20 protein-coding genes are annotated in these 25904 nt (G+C 38.5%); 8 read left to right on the top strand and 12 right to left on the bottom strand.

Annotation, left to right across the window (positions count from 1 at the left end):
• Window positions 1–84 precede the first annotated feature (84 nt).
• Window positions 85–1818, top strand: a complete 1734-nt coding sequence (locus I6F66_RS01860; protein ID WP_197208580.1) for an AMP-binding protein — start codon at window positions 85–87, stop codon at window positions 1816–1818.
• A 98-nt stretch (window positions 1819–1916) separates the two neighbouring features.
• Here the strand turns inward: I6F66_RS01860 and hflX are convergent, their stop codons facing one another.
• The 7 genes from hflX to I6F66_RS01825 all read right to left on the bottom strand — a co-directional run bounded on the left by hflX (window position 1917) and on the right by I6F66_RS01825 (window position 9925).
• Window positions 1917–3269 (bottom strand): GTPase HflX, encoded by a 1353-nt coding sequence (gene hflX / locus I6F66_RS01855; protein ID WP_166419060.1) that lies wholly within the window; start codon window positions 3267–3269, stop codon window positions 1917–1919.
• Between the two features lie 175 nt (window positions 3270–3444).
• Window positions 3445–4797 (bottom strand): NADP-specific glutamate dehydrogenase, encoded by a 1353-nt coding sequence (gene gdhA, locus I6F66_RS01850; protein WP_197178754.1) that lies wholly within the window; start codon window positions 4795–4797, stop codon window positions 3445–3447.
• A gap of 374 nt (window positions 4798–5171) precedes the next feature.
• Entirely contained in the window at window positions 5172–5645 is a 474-nt protein-coding gene (locus tag I6F66_RS01845; RefSeq protein WP_002960721.1) for a DUF1456 family protein, read from the bottom strand.
• Window positions 5646–5762: 117 nt separating this feature from the next.
• Window positions 5763–7007 (bottom strand): lipoprotein-releasing ABC transporter permease subunit, encoded by a 1245-nt coding sequence (locus I6F66_RS01840; RefSeq protein ID WP_197208578.1) that lies wholly within the window; start codon window positions 7005–7007, stop codon window positions 5763–5765.
• Window positions 6997–7695, bottom strand: coding sequence for a lipoprotein-releasing ABC transporter ATP-binding protein LolD (gene lolD / locus I6F66_RS01835; RefSeq protein ID WP_197178764.1), 699 nt, complete (start codon window positions 7693–7695; stop codon window positions 6997–6999). Before lolD ends, I6F66_RS01840 begins: the two co-directional genes overlap by 11 nt.
• Window positions 7688–8905, bottom strand: coding sequence for a lipoprotein-releasing ABC transporter permease subunit (locus I6F66_RS01830; RefSeq protein ID WP_197178770.1), 1218 nt, complete (start codon window positions 8903–8905; stop codon window positions 7688–7690). Before I6F66_RS01830 ends, lolD begins: the two co-directional genes overlap by 8 nt.
• 147 nt (window positions 8906–9052) lie before the next feature.
• Complete coding sequence (locus tag I6F66_RS01825; protein ID WP_197208576.1) at window positions 9053–9925, bottom strand: LysR family transcriptional regulator; 873 nt, start codon at window positions 9923–9925, stop codon at window positions 9053–9055.
• Between the two features lie 129 nt (window positions 9926–10054).
• Between I6F66_RS01825 and I6F66_RS01820 the strand changes: the two genes are divergently transcribed.
• Together I6F66_RS01820 and fghA are read left to right on the top strand one after the other, a co-directional pair.
• Window positions 10055–11176 (top strand): S-(hydroxymethyl)glutathione dehydrogenase/class III alcohol dehydrogenase, encoded by a 1122-nt coding sequence (locus I6F66_RS01820; RefSeq protein WP_197208574.1) that lies wholly within the window; start codon window positions 10055–10057, stop codon window positions 11174–11176.
• Window positions 11177–11256: 80 nt separating this feature from the next.
• On the top strand, window positions 11257–12099 hold the full coding sequence (gene fghA, locus I6F66_RS01815; protein ID WP_197178774.1) for an S-formylglutathione hydrolase: 843 nt from the start codon (window positions 11257–11259) through the stop codon (window positions 12097–12099).
• On the opposite strand, the gene I6F66_RS01810 is transcribed toward fghA, so the two are convergent.
• Complete coding sequence (locus tag I6F66_RS01810; protein ID WP_197139555.1) at window positions 12053–12427, bottom strand: hypothetical protein; 375 nt, start codon at window positions 12425–12427, stop codon at window positions 12053–12055. The two genes, fghA and I6F66_RS01810, sit on opposite strands and share 47 nt — an antisense overlap.
• Window positions 12428–12503: 76 nt before the next feature.
• Window positions 12504–14009 (bottom strand): BCCT family transporter, encoded by a 1506-nt coding sequence (locus I6F66_RS01805; protein WP_368668186.1) that lies wholly within the window; start codon window positions 14007–14009, stop codon window positions 12504–12506.
• Window positions 14010–14231: 222 nt separating this feature from the next.
• Here I6F66_RS01805 and I6F66_RS01800 point away from each other — a divergent pair, with 222 nt between their 5' ends.
• On the top strand, window positions 14232–14648 hold the full coding sequence (locus I6F66_RS01800; protein ID WP_197192346.1) for an MgtC/SapB family protein: 417 nt from the start codon (window positions 14232–14234) through the stop codon (window positions 14646–14648).
• Between the two features lie 605 nt (window positions 14649–15253).
• Window positions 15254–17050, top strand: a complete 1797-nt coding sequence (locus tag I6F66_RS01795; protein WP_197208571.1) for a DUF4209 domain-containing protein — start codon at window positions 15254–15256, stop codon at window positions 17048–17050.
• Between the two features lie 1304 nt (window positions 17051–18354).
• On the opposite strand, the gene I6F66_RS01790 is transcribed toward I6F66_RS01795, so the two are convergent.
• Window positions 18355–19329, bottom strand: coding sequence for a transposase (locus I6F66_RS01790; protein ID WP_197208569.1), 975 nt, complete (start codon window positions 19327–19329; stop codon window positions 18355–18357).
• A gap of 274 nt (window positions 19330–19603) precedes the next feature.
• Between I6F66_RS01790 and I6F66_RS01785 the strand changes: the two genes are divergently transcribed.
• On the top strand, window positions 19604–20698 hold the full coding sequence (locus I6F66_RS01785) for a hypothetical protein (RefSeq protein WP_197208567.1): 1095 nt from the start codon (window positions 19604–19606) through the stop codon (window positions 20696–20698).
• Window positions 20691–21977, top strand: coding sequence for a hypothetical protein (locus tag I6F66_RS01780; RefSeq protein ID WP_197208566.1), 1287 nt, complete (start codon window positions 20691–20693; stop codon window positions 21975–21977). Before I6F66_RS01785 ends, I6F66_RS01780 begins: the two co-directional genes overlap by 8 nt.
• A 92-nt stretch (window positions 21978–22069) precedes the next feature.
• On the opposite strand, the gene I6F66_RS01775 is transcribed toward I6F66_RS01780, so the two are convergent.
• Both I6F66_RS01775 and I6F66_RS01770 read right to left on the bottom strand, forming a co-directional pair.
• Window positions 22070–22363: a thermonuclease family protein gene (locus I6F66_RS01775; RefSeq protein WP_231611813.1), complete on the bottom strand. Its 294-nt coding sequence runs from the start codon at window positions 22361–22363 to the stop codon at window positions 22070–22072.
• 480 nt (window positions 22364–22843) lie between these two features.
• Complete coding sequence (locus tag I6F66_RS01770) at window positions 22844–24751, bottom strand: beta-ketoacyl synthase (RefSeq protein ID WP_197208564.1); 1908 nt, start codon at window positions 24749–24751, stop codon at window positions 22844–22846.
• 126 nt (window positions 24752–24877) lie between these two features.
• Between I6F66_RS01770 and I6F66_RS01765 the strand changes: the two genes are divergently transcribed.
• Window positions 24878–25888 carry a GlxA family transcriptional regulator gene (locus I6F66_RS01765; protein ID WP_197208563.1) on the top strand — a complete coding sequence of 337 codons (1011 nt, stop codon included), beginning with the start codon at window positions 24878–24880 and terminating at the stop codon, window positions 25886–25888.
• Window positions 25889–25904: the final 16 nt, after the last annotated feature.

Genomic DNA, 25904 nt, shown 5'->3' with positions numbered 1-25904 from the left:
AACCACTCTTCTCTTTGTCGACAATATGTGTTTATTTTAACTTTGTAGTTTACATAACTCACACACATTTTCATGGAGAGAGCAATGCACACACACACTATTGCGGTAAAAGAAGTAGAACAAATAAATCACTTACCGTTATCGCAAAGCTATTTTAAAGGTATACAAAGCACACCTTTAACAAATTCAACCATTGGCGAGTACTTTGACTTTATTGTCGACAAAAACCCAGAGGCTTTAGCCGTTGTCGTTCATCATCAAGATATTCGTTTAACATATAAAGAGTTTCAAAAAGAAGTTAATCAACTTGCTATGGGCTTACTGGCCCTTGGTGTAAAACCAGGAGAGCGCGTTGGTATTTGGTCTCCCAATAATATTGAATGGTGCTTAACCCAGTTTGCAACAGCTAAAATTGGCGCAATAATGGTGTGTATTAACCCTGCATATCGCCCTAACGAATTACAATACGCTTTAAATAGTGTTGAATGTTCAACTTTAATCACAGCATCAAACTTCAAAGGGAGTGATTATTTAGAAATGCTTAATAGTTTGGCTCCAGAACTTGCAAGTTGCGATAAAAACAAACTTAATTTAAAAGCACTGCCTACTCTTAAAAATATAATTCGTATCGGTGATGAAGAATCTCCTGGTATGCATGCGTTTAATGATGTTATTAACTTGCCAACATCGGCACATGAGCTTGAATTAAAAGCAATAGGTGCAAACTTAAATGCAGAGCAAGATATTAATATCCAATTTACATCAGGCACAACAGGCAACCCAAAAGGCGCAACGCTTACACATAAAAACATTTTAAATAATGCGTTATTTGTTGCTGAGTCTATGCACTTTACAAGCGATGATAAATTATGCATTCCGATCCCGCTGTATCATTGCTTTGCTATGGTACTAGGTAGCTTATTATGTGTTAGTAAAGGTGCTGCAGCCATTTACCCAGGTGATTCGTTTGATGCAAAAACTACCCTTGATGTCGTGCAACAAGAAGGCTGTACAGCGCTGCATGGTGTACCTACTATGTTTATTAGTGAGCTTGAACTAAGTAACTTTAACGATTACGACCTAAGTACTTTGCGCACAGGTGTAATGGCCGGTTCAACGTGCCCTGAGCAAGTAATGCGAAAAGTGCAAACACAAATGAACATGCATCAAGTGCTCATTGCTTACGGGCAAACTGAGTGCAGCCCCATAAACAACATTACCGAAACAGATTCATCAATAGAACGTCAAGTAACGACCGTTGGCCGTGCGCTTGCGCATACCGAGGTTAAAATTATTGACGAATTGGGTAACATTCAACAAATTGGTCAACCTGGAGAGGTGTGTAGTAAAGGTGCAGGTATAATGCGCTGCTATTGGAATGACGAATCTAAAACAAAAGCCACAATAGATGACAGCGGTTGGCTGCACTCTGGCGATTTAGGTGTAATGGATACTGAAGGGTTTGTCACCATAGTCGGCCGTATTAAGGATATGATTATTCGCGGCGGCGAAAACATTTACCCGCGCGAAATAGAAGAAGTGCTTTACACCTACCCGGGTATTCAAGATGCTGCCATATTTGGTATAACAGATGAAAGGTATGGCGAGGAAGTGTGCGCTTGGATCCAACCAAAAGAAGATGCAGTGCTTGATGAGCAAGCAATTCGTGAGTTTTTAAAAGACAAACTAGCCTACTTTAAAATGCCACGACATATCCGCTTTGTAGAAAACTACCCAATGACAGTAACAGGTAAACTGCAAAAATTTAAAATGCGAGAGCAAATGCAAGAAGAGCTAAGCGACAAAGCCTTCTCTTAATTTTTCTCTACAAAAGCCTGAGCTCTGAATAATAAATCTACCTCAGCAACGATTAAAAAGCACAGCCAATTGGCTGTGCTTTTTGTGTGCTGGACTTATTATAAATCTAACATTCTCTTTTTTAAACGTTCTAAATCAATCGCACTTGAGCGTACTGTTAATTTAATATGGCTATATTCATACTCTTCTTTAACCACACTCATACTTGATCGAATTTCGCCTACTATACCTTTAGCGGTGTACGGTATAATAACGTCTTCTTCAATCATGTCCTCTTGAGCAATATCAACAATATATTTATGCAGTTTACTAATGTCGTCAGGGTTACGAGTAGAGGTCATCATCGCATCAGGAAATTCTTCCATCAGCGATTGCTGTTGCTCAGTACTTAATTGGTCTGATTTATTCAGCACTAATAATTTTTTGCTGCCTTCAACACCGACTTCTGCCAATACTTTATGTACTACTTCAAGTTGCGAGCGAAAAGAAGGGTCTGACGCATCAACAACATACAAAAGTAGCGACGCATCATGTGCTTCAGCGAGCGTTGAGTGAAACGAAGCAACCAAATCGTGAGGTAACTTTTTAATAAAACCAACTGTATCCGATACGAGTATACGAGGCTGCGTAATGGGATATAACGCACGAACTGTAGTATCTAGCGTAGCAAAAAGCTTATTTTCGCCCTCTACATCACTGCCAGTAATAGCACGCATCATTGATGACTTACCGGCATTGGTATAACCAATTAAAGCCACTGAAAATAGCTCAGAGCGCTGCGTTCGTCTGTCCATCATTACATCTTGAACACTAACAAGTTCGCGCTTTAATTCTGCTAGCTGGTCACGTACTTTACGGCGATTTAGCTCAAGTGTGGTTTCACCCGCACCTTTACCCATTTGGCGTTCTTTATCACCGGTTGATGTTTCACGAAGTCGAGGCGCTACATAATTAAGACGAGCAATTTCAACTTGTAATTTTGCAGTTTTAGTTCGCGCATGGCGGCTAAATATTTCAATAATTATGCCGGTACGGTCAAATACTTCTACACCTAACTGGTTCTCAACATTACGTAGTTGAGAAGGCGTTAAATCGCAGTCAAAAACTACAACATCGGCACAAGCAAAATCTAAATCGTCTGATGGGATTTCTGACGGCATGTCGGATAATGGATCGTCATCAAGAACATTTTCATCCTCTTGCTCTTCTGCAGCAGACCCTTTATTACCAGTAAGGTGCGCTATTTCTGCTAGTTTGCCTGAGCCAAGTACATTAACCTTTTGGGTAGAACTTTGCTTTTGCGATTGAGTACCTACTACTTTAAACCCTAAAGTAGTCACCAAGCGCGCAAGTTCTGCAAGCGACTCTGTAGCTTCGTCTCCTTTAAACTGTGGTGTGCTAATAGAAATAAGTAAGGCGTTTGGAAGTGATGCTTTTGCAGTTGTTTGCATAAATTTTTGTGTTAATGCACTAAGGTGCAAACCTATTTTTCATTCGAAAGTAAGTTGATCCTACGCTGTTATAGCTCAGCTTTATAGAGTTATAATTAACTAATCACATTTATAACTAAATCTAGCCACAATTAGGTATAAATTTATGGCTAGATTTGGCATTTAATCGTGTTTTTTATACTACGCCTTGCTCAATCATTGCATCGGCGACGCGCCTAAAGCCTGCAATATTAGCACCTAATAAAAGGTTTCCTGGCTTACCAAACTCTATTGCGGTGTCGTTGGCTGTCACAAATATATTTTTCATAATTTGCTTTAGCTTTTCGTCAACCTCTTCAAAGGTCCAGCTTTGCATACTCGCATTTTGTGCCATTTCTAATTGGCTTGTTGCAACGCCGCCAGCATTTGCGGCTTTACCTGGCCCATACGCAATTTTTGCAGCAATAAAGCTCTCAATAGCCTCTTTTGTAGAAGGCATATTTGCGCCTTCACTTACTAATAAGCAGCCGCCGGTTAATAATGCGTTTGCATCGCCCTGTGTTAATTCATTTTGTGTGGCGCATGGAAAAGCAGCGTCTGCGTTAAATCGCCAAACAGCATGCCCATCTTTAGGGTAGTCATTTACAGCAATATAAATAGCATCGGGGTGAGTTTGTTTGTATGCACTTAAACAATCACGCGATTGCTCTTTTAAACACTTAATAAGGTCTAAATCTATACCCGACTCATGATACACAGTGCCACGAGAGTCGCTGCAACTTACTGGTGTTGCCCCCATTTGATAAAGTTTTTCCATAGCATAAATAGCAACATTACCTGCGCCTGAGACTAAACAGCGCTTACCTTGTAGGCTATCGCCGCGTGCTTGTAGCATGTAGTCAGCAAAATAAACGGCGCCATAACCCGTTGCTTCTTTGCGTACTAGCGATCCGCCCCATAACAAGCTTTTGCCTGTTAATACACCTTCATAGCGACCAGTTAAACGTTTATATTGACCAAACAAGTAACCTATTTCTCTCGCGCCTACACCTATATCTCCAGCGGGTACATCGGTTGTAGGGCCAATATGGCGATAGAGCTCGCTCATAAATGATTGACAAAAACGCATTATTTCAGCGTCCGATCGACCTTTTGGATCAAAGTTTGCCCCACCCTTACCGCCACCGATTGGTAAACCCGTTAAAGCGTTTTTAAATATTTGCTCAAAACCTAAAAATTTAATGATGCTGGCGTTTACACTGGGGTGAAAACGTAAACCACCTTTGTAGGGGCCAAGTGCAGAATTAAACTCAATTCTGTAGCCTTTGTTCACCTGAATATTACCTTCGTCATCAACCCAAGGAACTCTAAACATAATTTGACGTTCAGGCTCAACTAAGCGTTGAATAATGGCATTTTTTTTGTATTTTTCTGAGTTTTCTAAGATAGGTTCGAGTGATTCAAGTACTTCTTCAACAGCTTGATAAAACTCGCATTGTGCAGGACTACTATTTTTTAATTGTGCAATTGTGCTATGGATATAATTCATAATTATTCTTCCGTGTTAATAATAAAAGTATTTATCAAATGTTAAAGTAAACGTGATCAAGTTTATGATTCATGCTTTAAGGTCTTAATTTAATATAATTAACTGCTACCTTAGCATGGAAAGTTAAGATATTTAACGTGCAGCACTTGAATTATTTTTAATTGGAAGTTTGATTTTTATTTATTAAAGATGAATTTAAATTCACAGTTGCACGTAAAGATTTGTGCAAGGCTAAACTGTAATGTTTTTAAAAGGAAATTTTAGAAGTGTTAGGTTAGGTGTGGGTTTGTTTAAAAATATAACAGTTAACAGGCTTTATACTGCATTGCGCGCATATAAAACCTATTAACTAAAAGCTGATTAGCTAAAACCAGTTACTCAGCAGATTCTTCTGGACGGTGCTGCTTTTGAACACCAGTTAAAAACAAGCGTAGTATTTGATCGTTACAAACACGGTAATGTTTGTTATCTACTTTACGAGAAAATGCACTTAACTCATGTTTGCTTAAGTCAAAATCAACAAGTGCCAGTGTTGCAATAACATCTTCTGCTTTCATGTTTAAAGCAATACGCAGCTTCATGAAGATAATATTGTTATTTAGCTTTTTCTCAGGCTCTGGTTGCTCACCTTCGCGTTTGCCACGTTGGGTATTAATAAACCCATTTAAAAAGCTAGCAAACTCAGTATCACTTATTGGGGTAAAAGCCTCTTCACCTTCTTTAGTTAACCATGCAATTACTTGCTCTTTGGTAACAGTATGCTCTGCTGATGCAAAAACATTGACCATAGCAGTATCAGTTAAGTTAAAAGTGTAGCGAATGCGGCGTAAAATATCGTTATTAGTCAAAGTAAATCCCAAAGTGAGGTATAGCAACCAAGCAGTTATTGCTTAATTTTAAATAAGCACCTAGTTTAACAGGTTTACTAATACCACCCTATTAATTTTTATTTAAGCTTCTTATACCTAGTTACCTAGCACCTTGGCAGGATCTACGCGCGTTGCTTGCCATGCAGGATAAATAGTGGCAAGTATCGCTAGCACAAACGTAACAATCACTGTAATACCAATGTCTTCAAGTGCTAATTTACTTGGTAAAAACTCTATAAAATAAACACCTTCAAGCGGGTTAGCACCAAATAATTGGCTTATCCAGGTAAATAGCTCGCTTATGTTAAGCGCCAATACCACTCCAATTAATGTCCCGAGCGCGACTCCTACAAATGCTTGCATTAAGCCCTGCATTACAAAGGTGGCTAAAATAGTACTGTCTTTTGCGCCCATGGTTTTTAAAATAGCAATATTGCCTTGTTTTTCGCGCACTTCCATCACCAAAGACGACACAATATTAAAACTAGCTACCGCAATAATTAAAAACACCACAATATAAACAATGGTACGTACCATTTGAATATCTTGATACAGGCTGCCTTGCGTTCTAAACCAGCTAGAAATATACACATAGTCATCAATAGTTTGGCCCACTTTTAGCGCTATTTGATGCGCCGAAAACACATCATCAACACTTAATCGTAGCCCTGTTACTTGGGTTTCGTCGTAACCTAATGCTTGCTGCGCTTTATTAAGATGAATAAACGCAGCGGTACTATCAATGGGGCCGCCCATTTCTATGATACCCGCAAGGTTAAGTGTTACGCGTTTAGGTGCTAATAATGACTTACCTTTTTGGCTTATTTGGGGAATAAGCAACGTAATATTATCGCCGACTTTGGCATCTAACTGTTTTACTATTTGTTTGCCTAAAATAACGTCATCAAGGCCTAACTGGCTCACTAATTTACCGCTGGTAAACTGGTTTACTGCCGATACATTACTCTCAAGCGATGGCTCTACACCACGAATTTCAACCGCTTTTAACTGGCTTTTATATTGCGCCATACCATTAACAGCAATAAATGGCGCAGCCCCTGTTACATGCGGTTGTGTTTGTAAGTCCTCAACTTTTTGCGACCAATTTGCAATAGGCCTACTTGGTGCTACATATTCAACCTGCGGTACCACGCTTAGTAAACGGTGTACTAACTGCTGCTCAAAGCCATTAATTACCGACAGCGCCACTATTAAAACCGCAACCCCTAATAAAATACCAATGGTTGACGCTTTAGCGATAAAACTAACAAAGCCGTTTTTTTCGTCTTTATGGCCTGAGTAAGCTCTAAATCGTTGACTTAAAAATGCACTAAGCAACATGCTGCGACTCTTTAATAGCTAGTTTTCCATCATCTAAATACGCTATTTTACCCAGTTTATCGGCAAGTTCTAAGTCGTGTGTAACCACTACAAAACTGGTGTTTAAACTTTGGTTTAGCTCGTTAATTAGATCGTAAATTTTAATCGCATTTTGTTTATCTAAATTACCGGTTGGCTCATCAGCAAGCACAAGCGCAGGTTTAGTAACCAGTGCACGGGCTATTGCCACGCGTTGGCGCTCTCCACCAGAAAGTGCAGACGGTTTATGTGAGCTGCGATGTGCAAGGCCTACTTTTTCGAGCATATCGAGGGCTTGTACTTTAGCCTCTTTTGCACTTAAGCCTTTAATTAATAATGGCATAGCTACGTTTTCTACCGCGCTAAACTCCATTAATAAATGATGAAATTGATAGATAAACCCTAAGTTTTGGTTTCTAAATGCGGCTTGCTCTGTTCGCGAAAGCTTGGCAACTTCTTGGTTTTTTATTTTAGCGCTACCCGAACTTGCGGTATCTAATGTACCAAGTATATGTAAAAGCGTACTTTTACCAGAGCCTGAGCTACCCACAATCGCGAGCATTTCGCCTTGCTGCAAAGCTAAATCAACGCCTTTTAATACTTCGACTTGGTTGTTGCCGTCTTGATAAATTTTACTTAAATTTTCACAACTAATAACTAAATCATTCATAACGTAATACCTCTGCTGGTTTTACTTTTGCGGCTTTACGCGCAGGATATAAGGTAGCTAAAAAGCTCATAGTAATACTGGCAAACGCTATTATTACTAAACTCAAAATATCAAATTTTACCGGAAGCTCTATACCTGCAAGTAAGTTTAAACCTACTAATGCAAGTAACTCATTTATATACAAACTAAATATAACACCTAAAAACGCACCTATTGCAGTACCTATTACGCCGTTATATAAGCCTTGCACCATAAATACCTTTTGAACTTGGGAAGGTGTTAAACCTAACGTTTGTAGTATGGCTACCTCGCCTTGTTTTTCACTCACCATCATGGTTAAAGCCGATACAATATTAAACACCGCCACCAATACAATAAGCGCAAGCAACATCGACATAATGCGCTTTTCCATGGCAACGGCTGCAAATAAAGTCCCTTGGGTACTGCGCCAATCACTATAATTATGATCGTTTAAAATAAGCTGGCTGGCTTCAATAAATTCATCTAGCTCGAACGGCTCGTGCAACGAGATACTTAAATTAGGGGCAGTGTTTTTATCAAGCTTAAGCACGCGTTGCAGCGAAGCGCCACTAGTAAACGCAAGTGCCATATCTATTTCAGAGCCGGTTTCGTATATTGCGGCAACTTTAAATAAACGCTGGCTAGGTACTCGCCCAAGAGGTGTATATGTTGAAGCATTAGGCATAATAACGCGCAGCTTATCACCCACGCTAACGCCTAATTTACGGCTCAAATAACGGCTTATTGCAATACTGTAGTTTTTGTTAAGTACAGTTTTCCAATCGCCTTGCACTATTTTGTCGGTTATTTTATATAAAGACCCGTTATCGTCATAAAGGCCCTGCAGTAAAACACCGTGTAAATCTTTATTAGTTTGTAAAATAGCTTCGCCGTGGCGATATAAGCTTACATGGTCAACATAGGGAGATTGTTCGAGGTCGGTTTTTAGGGTATTCATTTGTGCAGCAGTATGTGCTTCCGCTTTTATTTCAACGTGAGGAATAAGCCCTAGCATGTTCGTTTTTAAGCTATTTTCAAAGCCATTCATTACACTGCTGACCGTAAATAAAGCCATTAAACCAATAGCAATACCGGCGATAGAAAAAAACGATATAAACGATATAAACGCATTTCCCTTAGAGGAGCGACTATATCTAAGCCCTATAAATAAGCTAACCGGTTGAAACATATTATTTTTAACACTTATCCTAAAAGTATTGAGCAATAGTAGCACGAAAAAAGTGCCTTTGGGTATGACGTAAAATGTAAGAAATAATTTAAAAATCTGATACTTGGCTATATTTAAAGCAATATGTATTTAACCATTAACTCGCGGTTAAGCTTTAAGTCCTGCGACTAAATAATCGAGTAATACGCGTACATTAGTGGCCACAAACTGCCTTGGTGGATACACGCCCCATACGCCCTCTTGCTGTGGTTGATAAGCCGTTAGAATAGGAACTAATTCGCCAGAAGAAATTTCGTTGCCAATGTAGTAGTCGGGTAACTGTACAATACCCAACCCTTTTTTTGCACCATCTACCAGTGCCCAACCGCTATTACACTGCAAGCGGCCCGCAATTTTAATGTGCTTATCACGATTGTTTTCGTTTACGCGCCAATAACTACTATTACCAACTAAGCATTGATGATTATTTAATTCACCTAAAGTATGAGGCTCGCCAAAACGCCTTAAATATTCAGGCGCAGCACACATAATAAAGCGCCTTGCACTTAACCTGCGAGCTTTTAAGCTTGAATCTTTTAGATGCCCTAACCTTATTGCTAAATCAAAGCCGCCTTCTAGCAAGTTTTCTTGCTCGTTACTTAATGTGGCAACAACTTCTACCTCAGGATGGTCATACATAAAGTTATTCACTAAAGGCATTATGAACGTTTCCCCGTACATAACCGGAGCCGTGAGTTTAATTTTACCCTTTGGTGTAGTTTGGTGCGTGGCAAGACCTTGCGTTGCTTCATCCATTGCATACTGTAAGTGCTTTATTTGATGTAAATACACTTCGCCTTCTTTAGTTAAAACCACTTTACGAGTAGTACGGGTTAAAAGCTGGGTATTTAAACGTTGCTCAAGCGCTGTTACATGTCGGCTAATATGCGCAACCGACAGCCCAAGCGTTTTAGCCGCTGCGGTAAAACTGCCCTCTTCACCTACCGCTATAAACTCATCTATCCCATCCCAACGCGCCATTATTACCATACTGTAAAAGTGTTTTAATAAATCAGAGATTATCATTGTTTGAGAAACAAATACAATAGCTACATTGCCCAAGTAAATTGGGTCTACAATTATTATCTAACCACTACAAAGGATAAACACATGTCAGAATTTATTAAATCAAAAGCAGCTATTGCTTGGGGTCCTAATCAACCACTTAGCGTTGAAGAAGTTGATGTGATGATGCCTAAAAAAGGCGAAGTAATGGTAAAAATTACCGCTACTGGTGTATGTCATACCGATGCATTTACATTATCGGGTCAAGATCCTGAGGGCATATTCCCTGCTATTTTAGGCCATGAAGGCGCAGGCGTTGTATACGCAATTGGCGAAGGCGTAACCAGTGTTGAAGTTGGGGATCATGTTATTCCTCTATACACGGCTGAATGTGGCGTGTGTAAAATGTGTACTTCAGGTAAAACTAACCTATGTTCTGCTGTGCGCGAAACACAAGGTAAAGGCCTTATGCCAGACGGCACAACACGCTTTTTTAAAGACGGCCAACCAATTTATCACTACATGGGTACTTCTACGTTTTCTGAATACACAGTATTGCCAGAAATTTCACTCGCTAAAGTAAATAAAGAAGCCTCTTTAGAAGAGATTTGTTTACTAGGTTGTGGTGTTACAACAGGCATGGGTGCAGTAACAAACACAGCAAAAGTAAAACCTGGTGACACGGTTGCTATATTCGGCTTAGGCGGTATTGGTTTATCAGCCATTATTGGCGCAAAAATGGCAAGTGCGGGTCGTATTATTGGTGTTGATATAAACACCACTAAATTCGATTTAGCAACAAAACTTGGTGCAACTGATTTAATTAATCCAAAAGATTTTGATAGGCCAATTCAAGAAGTTATTGTTGAAATGACCGACGGTGGTGTTGACTACTCGTTTGAATGTATTGGTAATGTTGATGTAATGCGCTCTGCGCTTGAGTGTTGTCATAAAGGTTGGGGCGAATCGGTAATTATTGGCGTAGCCGGTGCTGGCCAGGAGATATCAACCCGTCCGTTCCAACTGGTAACTGGGCGTGTATGGCGTGGTAGCGCATTTGGTGGCGTTAAAGGTCGCTCGCAACTACCTGAAATAGTAGAACGTTATATGGCTGGCGAATTTGCTCTTAACGACTTTATTACCCATACAATGGGCCTTGAAGATATTAACGAAGCATTTGATTTAATGCACGAAGGCAAAAGTATTCGTACAGTCATTCATTACTAATAACAGCTAAGCACGTTTAATAATAAGCCGTAATACTTTTAAGTAGACGGCTTTTAAGTTTGCGGCTTTAAGGATTAAGTATGTTAGAAAATATCTCAAGTGTAAAAGTGTCTGGCGGTTGGCATAAACAATATACTCACGCTGCAACAAGTACACATTGCACTATGCGCTTTGCCGTATTTTTACCGCCTGGTGCAAGTGAGGCAAACAAAGTACCTGTGCTTTATTGGTTATCAGGTTTAACCTGTACTGACGAAAACTTTATGCAAAAAGCAGGCGCGTTTAAAAAAGCAGCAGAGCTGGGTATTGCAATTGTAGCGCCTGATACCAGCCCGCGCGGCGAAGATGTACCCAATGAAGACGCTTACGATTTTGCACAAGGTGCTGGCTTTTACGTGAATGCAACGCAAGCTCCTTACAACACCCATTTTAATATGTACGATTATGTTGTTAGTGAGTTACCGGCTCTTATTGAACAACACTTTCCCGTCACAAGCACAAAGGCAATTAGTGGTCACTCCATGGGCGGGCACGGTGCATTAATGGTCGCGCTTAAAAACCCTAAAGCATACGTTAGTGCATCTGCGTTTAGCCCTATCGTTAACCCAATAAACTGTCCGTGGGGCGAAAAAGCATTTACAGGGTATTTGGGCAGTGATAAATCGCTTTGGGCACAGTACGACACGTGCGAGCTGATGAAAAAAGCCAAACAAACTGATTACTTACCGATGCTGACTACTCAAGGCGATGCTGATGGTTTTTTAGAGGAGCAACTTAAACCACAAAACTTAGTGGCTGTTGCTAACGAAAAGAGCTACCCGCTAACACTGGAGATGCAAGAAGGTTACGATCATAGTTACTTTTTTATAAGTAGTTTTATTGACCAACACTTATTATTTCATCATCAGTTTTTAACTGCTTAGACTCATTAGTGTGTAGAGATGACTTTTCTACTTCTACACACTCTTTTAGACTTTTAGTGACCTGCCTACATACTTGCGTTGTAGTGCTTTCCCCCTTCACTAGGCTAACAAGAGCCGAATCTATCTTTAATCCCATATCAGTAAAGTTAAATCCGTTTTTATCTGTAGGCACAGGTTCGAGTGGATTTTTATAAGGCTCTGAACGAGCAGGACTATTATTATATTTATTATCACGTGCATTTGACTGTGCTTGGCCGTCAATAATAGCGCCGGCAACTGTGCAGCCACTTAGGTAAATAACACATAAAAATAAAGTTAGCGTTCTCATGATTCATCCTGTTCAAAAACATTACCTAAATTATATACAACTTTAAAAATAGCATTGTAAAAATATGTAGGCATGATTACTTAAACTCATTTATAAACTCTTTTGTAAAACCCACCAGCTGAAAAATAAAAATAACTAAAAATGGCAAAGCGCCAATAATCGCAACACTTCTGTTTAACGGTTCGTTATTTTGCACTAACAAAACAAACGCGCATAAACCTAACGCAAACGACCAAGCATATAAGCTCCATGTTTGAGCTTCATTTGCACCACTCAGTTCACGAATTACTAAAACGGCAGAATCCGCTGAAGTTGCTACAAAAATAAGTAACAGTAATAAGCTTGACCAAATTAATAAGCCACCTTGCCACCCTAGCTGCTCAAAAAATACAAATAGCCCTTGTGTATAATCGGCTTTAATAGCCGCTAAAATACCTGCATTATGCGTTTGATCCCACGCAATCGCAGAGCCCGAAAACACACTAAACCAAATAATGGTCACTAAGGTTGGTACAAATACAACACCAACAATATATTGCCAAACTGGGCGCCCTTGGCTTATTTTAGCTAAAAACACACCAACAAACGGGCCCCACGCTAACCACCAAAAATAGTAATTGTATGTCCAGCCATTTGCCCACTCAGGCTTTTTTAGTACGCTTTCAAACTGCCATGTGCCTGTGGTTATAAGTTGAATGTAATCCCATGTGCCTCCCAAAGCTATATCTATAATTGGCTGTATAGGCACAAAAATTAATAGCCATACAATAAGCATAAAAGCTAAAAGTACATTAAATTTACTGAGCGTTTGAACGCCTTTTTTAAGCCCTAATGTTGCCGATACCGTATACAAAATAACGATTAAGCTAATAATGATAAAGCCAGAAAGTAAAACTGATTCTACGCCTAACTTTAGCTCAAGGCCTTTGCGCAGTAGCAAAGTTGAATTTGCAATAGTGCCTACAACACCAAAAAATATCGCCAATATGGCTATTAACTTAATGCTAAACCTTAGCTTTAGTTGCCAGCCTCTATTTATTAAACCTTTTACAGCACTCATTACTGGTGCACTTATGTCACCCGCTTTACCGCTATTGCTAGTAAGCCCACCTAGCACCAAACCAAATACTGCATAAAGTGCCCACGCATGTGCGCCCCAATTAACTAAGGTAAGCGCTAAACCACTTGTTTGAGTATTTGGATATAAGCTTTGTTTTAATGGCGAGCTAACCGTATGTAAAGCAGGCTCTGCAACTCCCCAAAATATTAATCCAGAACCCATACCTGCTGCAAATAACATAGATAGCCACCCAAACAGGCCAAACTCAACCTTTGCTTGTGCGCCTCCAATTTTACGCTGCCCTAAGGGGCTTATCGCAATAGCTAAAACGGCAAAAAGTAACAGGTTAACTAATATAAAAAATGGCGACCCTAAATAACCTAATAACTCACTAATAATAGGTTGTAGGCGTGTAGTTAATAATTGTGGAAATAAAAAAGCAATAACGGACAAACTTAAGCAAAGTACTAAGGCTGTTTTCTCGAGTCTGGTTGGCGTGTTATTTAGAGGCAAAAGGTTCACATAACAGTATTTAAGTTTGCCGAAAAGAATACGACCCTTTAGTACGCAGATCAAACCTGATCAGCCAAATTGTTGTGTAAAAGCGTTAAATAGCTGTGTAAATGTTTCTCTATTAGTTAACTTTTTTGTATTTAAAAAACCTTAAGATACTGAATTTAAATTAATTTATAACTGGCCTAATGATTGCTATCTGTTTACAAAGTTTATCAACAGAGAACAGTAATGGAAATTGATTTACAGTGGAATGAAATCGTCGATAATTTAATACATTTAGGTATTGCTTACCTACTTGCACTACCTATGGCTTACGACAGAGAACGTAGCCATGATGGCGCAGGCCTTCGTACCTTTCCGCTTGTTGCGGTAGCATCGTGTGGGTATGCACTTATTGCTATGTCGGTTTTAGATGGCGCAGAAGCTCAATCTAAAATGTTACAGGGCATAATTACTGGTATTGGTTTTATAGGCGGTGGCGCAATTTTAAAAAATAACCGTACTACGTCAGGCACTGCAACCGCAGCAAGTATTTGGAATATGGGTTTAATTGGTATAGCCGTAGCGTACAGCCGCTACGAAATAGCAATTTTACTTGCCATTATTAACTTTATAACGCTTAGGTATGTAAAAAAATTCAAGTAAATTTAATATAGTTAACGTTCAGATTAGCGAATAAATCAGCTCGGTAATTAAGCTTGATATTAAATAACGATATTCCTAATAAACAAGGCTAGCGTTACATTCACCAGTTGAAACCACAGCATTTGCAGGCATTCAAAAAGAAGGTAGGAAAAAACAAGACGCGACCCCTTTGGTTCTTATAAGGAGCAAACGCCTGAACGCTGGAGTGGTGACATCCGAAACTGGGATTTACCAGAAGAAGTTCACCTGAACGTGAAATCGTCAAAGCGGAGATTGCATAACGTAGTGATCGCGACAACTAGGTTGACAAACACCGTTAGCAGAATATGCTCAATTGCATGCTAATCGGGACGATGCAATCGGAGAGGCGTACTTATCAGGAGGTTATACTCTTAAAGATGTTGGCGAGTATTTTAAATTGCATTATTCAAAGTTTAGTAGAATAGTAGCAAAAAACAAGACCTGACCCCATTGTCTCTTTGTATAGCTAGCATTTGATAAAGAAGAAGTCTTCGCAGAATGATGAGCATTAATCCGTGACGTAACTAAGTGTTATGCTAATATTAGTCATTGATTTTATCGCATAAAACTCTAGGTGGAAAACTATGACTGGCGAATATGTTGACGCTTTTAAGGCATTAAAGTGGGATGAAAAGATCTCCATTATTCCTGAAAATGGTCACTCCTATGAACTTCATCTTTGCACCGTCATAGGAAAAGAAGTTAGTTATTCAAAAAAAACCACCTTGTCTATGCTTGAGAGGGTTGTCAGTTTGAAGCTTAGGCACCCCGATAATATCTATAACCCGTTCACATTAGTCTTACCTTCAGAAACGAATATTTTGAAAGATTTTACTGAAGAAGAGCTAGAATTTTATGAAGCCATCATTCCTTTAACTGACGATAATTACCTAAAAGCTCGACTGGCTGAGATTCTTTTTTGTAGGACTAAATATCCCATTAAAGATTGGGCTAAACTTGCAATTGATTGTTACACCAGAAAAAAAATCAAGCTTGACTCAAGTTTTTTGTATAAAGTCAACGAATGGGAAAGAGCTTTAGTACTCTGCAAAGAAATCAAAGACTTCAATAGATTGACTAAGTTAAAAGATAGAATCTTAGAAACTATTCATCTAGATCATGGAAAATATAATTTCATAGTTCGAAAACTCTGCTCATTACTATTTAAAACAAGTAGTAAGGCTGATAATTTTGACAATATTTTTTCACGCTTAACTGAACTAGCCAGAGAGTCTAACGAGCAAGGCGAGTATCATGTAACCAGAGAATATATGAAACTTGCAATTGAAATTTCTACACTATTTAAAGATAAAGCACCATGGGTGAACTCAAGGGTTTTTTATGCTAACAGTTATGAGCTTGAAGGGGATAAAAGATTAACGGACTCGGCTGTAGTTGCAAAATTATTTTATTGTGATGCATTAAAAGCATACCGAGATATTGAAATTAAATATCGTACTGATCAAAACAAAATAGAAGAAATAATAAGTAGGCTAAAGCATAAAATTGAGCATTCAGGTAAACAGATGATTGATGAAATGGTCACAATAGAACTCCCCATGCCAGATGTATCTGATATGGTAGTTAACGCAAAAAAACATGTATCAGGTAAAACAGATGCAAAAACGGCTCTTCTCTATTACTGTGGTTTGACTGTTAGTTCTGATTTAGAAACTATGTCCGCTGAGGCTGAAAAAAACTTAAGAAATGTAAATTATAAATCGATGGTAAGTACGATCAATATTTCACGAGATGGGCGAGTTCTTGGTAAATCACCAGCTCATAATAAAGATGATGCTAAAGATGTTAAAGATGTTAAAGATGTTAAACGTGCAATACATGAACAATGTATTGAAAACTATCTCTCCTACATGAATTTCGATGTAAAAACTGAATTATTGCCTGCTTTAGACCAACTACGTGAAGAGCATTCTTTCTCTAGAGAGTTTTTTGAGTTGATATGCTTACACTCTCCATTAGTACCTGATGGCCGAGAAAAAACCTTAGGCTTGGCACTTTGGTTTGGTTTTGAGCATGATTTTTCTGCTGCTATACATTTATTGTGTCCACAGATAGAACATATTGTTCGAATGAAACTAAAGGATTCGGGTGAACATAGCACAACAATAAATGATAGTAAGGGTAGTATTGAGGATGAAATTTCATTGAGCTCTTTAGTACTGAAAAATAATTTCGAAACAATATTCGGTGAAAAAGTAGCATTTGAACTTAAGACGATCTTTACCGAGAGTCTGGGTTGTAATTTTAGAAACCAAGTGGCCCACGGATTATTGGATGATAATGATGGTCAAAGCCATCATTCGGTTTACGCTTGGTGGTATGTACTTCGAATGATTTGTCACTCTCTTGTTAGGGATTGATATGTACTGGTATAACTGATTTTGTTACAAAACAAGTTATACCAGTATACAGAACTAATTTTATCATTAATGTGAGTAAGATTATCAGCTCAATTTCCTTATGGCCCCCTACAAAATCTTATGAGTATTACCTGCGGGTAGTGAATAACTCTAACAAACTTTTGTCCAAAAACGAGTTTAACCGACCGTCTGCTTCTCGCTCATAGCCGAAATTCGGAAAAGTGCCACTTACGGTCGTTGGTAACCTTAGCCTTTTGTTAATAGCCCCACACTAACCAATCCTCAAAGACACCAATCCTTTTCTTTAGTACCACTATTCTAAAACACTTACCACGTTTTGTATTCCTAAGATCAATAACCTTAGCTGAACGTAGCGCCTAAACTGTGATTTGCTTAGCTTGGCGAGCGAGCGAGAGCTTTTTCTTGCTGACACTTACCACGCATTTTAGGCGTGTCGACACCCGCTACTCTAATGCCAATCCTCTCCCCTATCAGAGAATGCAAAACCACGATATTAGCACGAAAGGTGTCACCGCCATAGATTGTGAGCCAAAGGGGTCAAATCTTGACATCATATATCAAAATTATTGACCGTCCGCTTATCGCTGTGAGTTAGGCTCAGTGCCATGAGCACACATTACATTAAAGATTCTTAATGTGTGAAGTCAAGATTTGACCCTCACGAATCCCAAAAAGCTTTCACCGCTTTGCTTAAGTGTAATTGTTTGTGCTTGAGCGCTTTTTATTAATAATCCACAACGCAAATCATTTTTCGAAATAACAATTTTATCAATTGTATTAGTGTCATAGTCAACGACTTTGTTTTCGCATCTAAGTTGCACTTTACTCAGTGGTAATTCTGATTCTAATTTAACTTCAGACTTCGATATCATAGGCATTACAGCTTGTTCTGACGCTAAACTAAATTGTTGTTTAATATCTCCCGAGTTTTTATAAATATCATTAACTTGTGCTAATAATTGTTCTTTATTTTGCTCAGTAAATGTTATAGATTCAATATTACCTAGCGCTGCTATTGCATCGTATGCGCGTACATAATCTTGGAATTAAACTAGAGGAATTAAACTAGAGGAATTAAACTAGACAGCCACTCTAATTGAACAAATAAAACTGTGCCATATAATTTAATTTTTAGGTTAATAATATATCTTTTATCGTCGGGTTATTTTCATTTCATCCATTAAATAAGTCACTAGCACTCTTAATCTAAATTGCACGCATGAAAATGACTGCATGGTGCAGTTGTGATTTATTACTGAATAGTTTTACTGAGTAGTTTAAGTTTATGCAAGTAGCTTTTCGCAGTTACTGATGTTCGCTCGCCGTTTTCTGTTTAAATTTTCACAGTAACTTACTTGTGAAGTAGGCCTGCCCACTGCACCATGAAATACGCGTGTAAATTGCGTAGTCAGTTTTAACCAGTTTTCTGGGGATATATTTAACCTTTCAAGCAAAGGAAGGTTCATATTATCAATATACCCGCGTTTATCCTCTCGTATTATTCGCCCTGTTAGCTCAACAAGTTCAAGGTACGATTTAAGCTCAAACGGTAACCCTTTAGGCATAATCTGACGTGGCATACCTGCAAAACGCAGTAACTGTTTAGGCTGTTTACCTTCTGCCGCACATGTTAAGCGCTTTTGTACGCTGGTATGGTCTGACTCTTCTGGTGTGTTAGCCATTTTAGCTCTAATGGGATTTAAATCGACATAGGCCATACAGGCTGCAAGTGCTGCTTCATCAAGAAGTGCTTGTGACCTGAAGCGCCCCTCCCAAAACCTACCCGTGCAGTTATCTTCTTTATTTGCTCTGCGCGCAATGTCTTCATTTAACAAACGCATAAACCAGCTGATACTTGCTAAACGTTCGCGATATTGTTTAACCGTTTGATTGAAAAAGATGAGTTCAACTTTACTTAGCTTTTCACCTTGTACATATTTTTGCGTTAGCAATGTGCCTTTACAGAGTTTATGCCAGCGAATAACAATCGCTTTATCATTTAGCCTATTCGCTTTTTTATCATCTACATACAGGACTAAATGGGTGTGATTACTCATTACGGCGTAAGCACACACATCAATACAAAATACCTTAGCTAATTCAAGCAGCTTATCTTCAACCCACCCTCGTCTATGCTCGTAAGATTGACCAGTAAAACGGTCTTCCCCACACAAAAAAGCACGACGCACGCAACGTGAAATACAGTGATAATATTTCGTATCAACCAAACTTACTTGACGCTTTCTTGCGATTGCCATAAGACACTCTGCTTATTTTTTACACTGACAAAAGCCTAGTACTTAGTTAGCCTAACTGCAAAAAATTAGGGTGGATGTCTAGTTTATTTATAAGAAATTCAAGTTTGACACTATTGTTCTTTATTCATAATGTAATTGAAATTATAGGGACCTTGTGTGATATTGACACCTATAGGGAAGGTAACTTAACTGTGCGGTATTTTGCAGTAAGAATAGTGGGTCAAAACAACAATCTCACTTGCCAAAATTTAGTTAAAATGATATGGAATTTTTTATGGTTGAAGTCTTAAATGCGATCGCTGCGCAAATTTATAAAGTAGAAGATCAAAATAAATGGGGATATCACTTAGGTGATGTTTGGGATACAAACTCAGAAGAAGTAGTGCAATTTACCACAGAAGTTTCAACTAAATTTAGGAAAAATAGGAATAAATCCTATGGCCAAATAGATGTATCTAAAGGCGCAGCTACTTTTTCCAAGCAACTATCTTCTTTCTTGAAAGATGATGGCGCAATATTATTTTCCGAGTTTGTAAAAGAGTACACAAGTAAAATACTTATAGACAAAGCGAAAAAAAAGAAAAATAAAGAAGGCTCAATTATTGCTTTTGTTCACTACAACGAAGAAGTTAATGAGGTTATTCATGAAAGAGTTTTAATATTAATGATTACTAATACTAAAGCTCTAAAATTTGATGATAAAGAAACATTGACACTAACTGCACAAGAAGTTATCGATTTAGACAAGTTTGTTCAAGGAGCTAGAGTTGAAGTAAAAGAATTTAAAGATAGACATATTAACAATAATTTAGATGAAGATATAAACGAAGTTTCATTTATTCGCGGTACCGGCGATATCAGGCAGTATTTTACAGAATCTTTAGGAACATTAAATCTACTTAGCGATAAAAAATCATCCGAAACAGCAACAGATGCGTTACAAAAGTATTTTGACCAAAAATTACCAATTGAAAGAGGTATGAAAAAAGCTGCTGAAGAAAAGCTTGGTCGCTTTTACGAAAATAATAATAAAGATCGTAAAGTCTCTGTAGAAGATATCCAAAGGGTCATTAATGGTGTCATTAGTGAAAAGTACCCACTTTTGGATAATACTTTTGTTAGTTTCGTAGATGAAAACGAATACAAAATCAATGATTTCTTCGTACAAAGTAAAGAGCAAAACGAGCTATTGTGGGTAGAAATAAAAACAGATTCTTTCAAAGCATCGATTTCAAAAAATGAAATTGGTCCATCAGGGTCGAATAAAGATATTACCTTTAATTCGACTTTAAACATATTAACTATTACTCAGAATATCACTGACGATACTCTTATTAAAAAATTAAAATCTTTAATTAATAATGGATGATTTTACTTGTTTAAGAGATTTATATGAACAAAGTAAATCTCATAGAGAAAACGAAGGGTACGTGTTTTTTGAATTCGATGCATTTGCCGATTTAGAACTTGCTATAGAACATCTTGAATCAAATAAAAAATTTGAAGTCCAAATAGATAATGCAACTCACAAAATCTCAATCAAAAAGCATAAGATAGACGGTTTATATTTAAAAAGGACCGAGTACTTATCCCGTATATTTAGTTTCTTGTCTGGAGAAGATAAAGAGCTTCCTAGTGAAATTTATATAGTAGAAGATAGAAAAGAAAAGTCTAGATTAATAAGAAATTCAGTCAATAATTTGAGAAGCTGGATGCTACTTCTTAAAAATATAAGTGACCATTGTGAATACGATAAAGACACCAGAATACCAAAGTATATTTTCATAGTAGAAGACGAGAAATTAAAAACAATAAAAAAACATTATTTAGAATTGACTACAATCCTTGACGTTGATGGTTTAATTGAATCGATTCCATCACCAACTAATCCAGAAATGGAGCAAGATTTTAGCTCTTTAATCAAGGAAATGAAAAATGGTGATATCCACAGTGCTGAAAAAAGACTAGTTTTAAGAAGCAGTATCATAGATCTGATTAAATCACACAAAAACTCTAACAACTTCATTACTGAATTATTTAAGAAACCACAAATTTTATGGGAGTACTTTTCTAATCAATACGAATTCTATGTACGCAGGTTTTCTTTAGATAAAATTAAAAGAGAAATCGAAACTGAAAAGCTTGATTACTTAAAAAAAATAAATGATCAATTACAAGATCATTTATCTAAATCTTTGATCATACCTTCAATCATGGTTGCAATAGCTTTAGTTAAATCATGGTCACCTGAAAGTGTGATAGTGATCTTCTTTGCACTATTACTCTCGACGGTAATTGTTTTATTGAGTTTAAATACTAGAAAACTTGTCATAAAAGACATCAAAGATAGCGCTATTGATGTCTTAACACTGATAGAAAAAACTCAAAACACAGAAAATGAAAAGATAAATACAGAAATTCATGGAATGGTAAAAAAAGCCTCTGGTAAGGTTGTTAACCTCGCTAATAAAGCACTTAGAAATATTAACTTTGTCTTTAGTACATTAATTCTTTTTATATGTTTATTGCTGATTTATTCCATATTAAGCATAATTAGCATTAATGAAATATTAACGCTAATTAATAAAGGTTGTGAAATGCTCTTCGACATCATAGGTATCTTGGGTTACTTTTTAAAATGCGGATAGACTGACTCAAATCAAAAATGATAAATTTTATCTTCGTACGTTAAACTTTCCGACTGGCTGCGTTTAGTTCATAGTTGCTAAGAACTAGTAGACTAACCACACCAATCTTTCGCTTTTGTACCACTCTCGTAGACAACGCCCAAGCCTGAGCTGATTAGAATGTCAGTCAGGTTTTTGTCGTCCACGTATACGTCAGCCACTATCCTAAAATACTTACCACGCTTCGTGTTCCTAAGCTCAATAACCTTAGCTGAGCGTAGCGCTTCAACTGTTACTTGCTTTGCTTGGCGAGCAAGATCTTTCTCTTGTTTACGCTTACCGCGCATTTCAGGTGTGCCGACACCCGCTACGCGAATACTAATACTCTCCCCTATCAGAGAGTGCAAACCCGCGATATTAGCGCGAAAGGTGTCACCATTATAAATTGAAGTAACTTTTTCAACTGTCAGCGTTCCGTGGTTTTTGTTTTTGATAAGTTCGGAGTGAGCATTTAACGCCTGATGTATGAATATAATAAATAGTCTCGTAGTGTATTTTCGACGTTTTAATAATTAATACTTACCCTACTATTGCGAAAAAACTGAATCGGACATGTGGCGAGTAATAAAGCTTGTTTAACAGTGCTTGAGACAGTGAATTTTAGAACGGTTTAGAGCGGAGAAATAGGTCTGTTTGTGGCTCCAGTGAGGGTCTTTTCTTACGGTGAAGTCTGTGCTCGCTCTGTACCGACTCCAATGTTTAAGAACTCATAATGATGCTACAGCCTATTAAATAAGGGGTGTTGAGTATTTTTGTAGGAATGCATTACGTAATTTCAGACATTAAAAAAGGCGCTTAAAAAGCGCCTTGCTAACAAGTATGTGTGCTTAAAACATATCTTGATAGGAATTTGTTGTGCTAAACGTAATTGCTTTTTCAAAGCCAGGTAACTGAATACTTTGCTCGTCTATTACAATATCGTTGTCGTCAATAAGTCCGTCGCCAAAGCGGTAAATAAGTTCGTACTGGCCTAAATCGGCTTGAGCTTGATACGTTTGTTGCGCGGCTTTAATTGCCACGTTTTTCTGCGCGTAACTACTCATAACTTCATCGCCATGGCGCTTAGCGAGCATTTGCATTGTTACTTTTGGTGAAAGTACGGTAGCTGTTGCATTGTTACCGCCAAAGCCTTTTGAATTTATAAAAGCAATATCCATATCGGCGCATTCGTAATGGTTATTACGAATATCAAGATGATCGGTGTAAACATCATCAGCCACTTTATCAATTGTGGTAATACCCGGCATAATATTATGGCTAAATACACCTAAAGCTATCGCTAATTGGTCGCCACTTGCAGGAGCTATAGTATGACCAACATAGGCTTTTGGCGCTGTCACTTTCCAATTATCAATAGCGAACGTTTGTGCCACTTTGTGATATATCAGCGACTCTGTTACGCGATTTAGTGGTGTACTTGAGCCATGCGCTAAAATAAAGCTACGTTCTTGCAAAGCTTCTTTGCCTAAAAGGCTCGTTGCTAAAGCAGCCGATTTAGCCATGGTAATATAGTTACCAGGACCAGGTGACGTGATTGATTTTTTTATGCCATCTGCATTTACAAATACATCCGGTACGCAGCCCATAATGTCAGCGCCTAGTTCAAGGGCTAAGGCATCGTCCATTAAAATAGCAACTTGTGCGCCTTCACCTAATGTAAAGCCGCAGTTGTCGCCAAATGGGCGGCTACTTTTGCGATAATCTGGTTCTTCATCACTTGATAAGTTATCTAAACGGCGCAAACCTTCAACATTGGCAAGTGCGCTCATGTTACCAAAGCCTTCAATCACTTCTGGTGTAATAGCACACTCAACACTTGCTACAACTGCAACACGCGTACGCCCTGCCTGTATATCGTTAACCGCTGCACGTAAGTTATATAAAAACGTAGCACAGGCTCCTGAGGTCGAAAATGTAGTCCCCACATTGCCAGTAACATACGCGTTAATAAAATCGGTAGACATTGTATTTAAACCCAGTGCTAACTGCTTAGTGCTAACACGATCGCCCTGTTGGCGCGCTTTTACTAAACCGCCTAGGCCTTTGTCGTCCATTTGGCCAATTACCGATGCTGAATAGGTACCAATTTTATCTGGCTCTACGCTATTCATAATGTGTTGCCAATCAAGCCCTGTTGATTTGATCGCATCGGTAGCTGCAAAAATTGTCGCTTGTAGGCCACGTGGCTGATAGCGGCTGTTATACATAACAGACGGATCAAAACCAGTTGGAAATTGCCCTGCAGATTTAATTGGGTTATCACGCGTTGAGTTGTGTTTTACATCTATTTCGGCAGCAATAGTAACTTTAACTTTTTTGCCTTCAAGTTCTTCAACCTGCCAACTCGTCGGAACCGGCGTTGGTAAATCGCGAGCACGTGTTTCAAACATAATAGCGTTTTCGCTTGATGCGCTTAGTGTCATTTTTTGCTGCCACGGCGTGGCATCAGCATCAAAGTGTTCTTTTTCAATTTTACGAATAAGTGTACCAGCAATAATTTGCTCACCAAAACGTGCTTCTATGTCGCTTTGCTCAACATTATTACCTTGTGTATCTTGTAATTGGCCGTTTACAACGCTTACTAGATTCATCAGTGTGGCGAGGCCTAAAAATGTTTCACTGCGATCTTGAGCGTTTAAACTGTCTAACACGATACGGCGATAACCTTGATGAAAAGAAGTACGGCCAGCGGCGTTAATGCCACCCATGCCCACTATAACGGGTAATGCAGTCATAATTTACCTTTAAAAAACGTGTTATAAGAAGAACAGGCAGTTTAAATGGATTATGCACTATACATTGTGCTTTAATAGCCAAATATCCAGCACAAAAGGCCAAAATGTACTGGTCGGAGCATTTATATGACTGATAAACACACTAATCCACCACTAAACATTGCTATAGCGGTATATCCGCATTTATTAGTGACTAGTTTAACACTGCCAATTGAGATGTTAAGAGCCGGCGAGGCCTTTGCTAAAGGCCATATTGATAAACATGGCTTTAGACCGCTTGCTATAAATTTAGTGGCTAAAAATGCAGAATCTATAGCTACTCGCGCAGGCCTTGCGATAATTCCTGATTGCATAACAACTAATGCGCCCTATAGTGATTTAATTATAGTGCCTGGTATTTGGCGCAATCCGCGCCCAGTGGTGCGTACAAATCAAGACGTAGTTGACTGGCTAAGCGAGAGCTTTAGCGCAGGCAGCCATATAATTGGTGTAGGCACTGGCAACTGCTTACTAGCTGAGGCTGGCTTACTTGATGGGCACCCTGCTACAACCCATTGGCACTACGCCAATCAATTTAGCCACGACTACCCGTTAGTGCGTTTAAAACCCGACTTTTTTATAACTCAGTCAGAACGCATGTATACCGTAGCAAGCCTTAATGCCCTTGCAGATGTGATCGTACATATTATTAGTCAGTACTATGGAAAAGCCGCCGCTCAACATGTAGAGCGAAACTTTTCGCACGAAATACGTAAACCCTACGAAGATCAACGCTACTTAGAAGGCGCAGTTGACCGCCACCCCGACGAGCTAATTGCGCAAATTCAGTTTTGGCTAAAAACCAATTTAGCCGCCGAGTTAAACCTGCAAGAAGTCGCTGCCCAATTTAGCTTGAGCTACCGTACTTTTACCCGCCGTTTTAGAGCCGCTACTAATCAAAGCCCTATTGAGTATTGGCAACAATTACGCGTAGAAGGTGCGAAGGAGTTATTAGCGTCATCAAATCTATCAATTCAAGAAGTAGCCTTAGAAGTGGGATATAACGACCAAGGGCATTTAACGCGTGTGTTTAAAAAGGTATTAAGCCAAACGCCCAGTGGTTATAGAAAAGTAGTTAGACGAAAGTTATTTGGTTAGTCGTCATTTAATAGCA

Source organism: Pseudoalteromonas sp. NZS100_1 (assembly GCF_015864285.1).
GTDB lineage: Bacteria > Pseudomonadota > Gammaproteobacteria > Enterobacterales > Alteromonadaceae > Pseudoalteromonas > Pseudoalteromonas arctica.
This window is presented reverse-complemented; position numbering and strand designations above follow the sequence as displayed.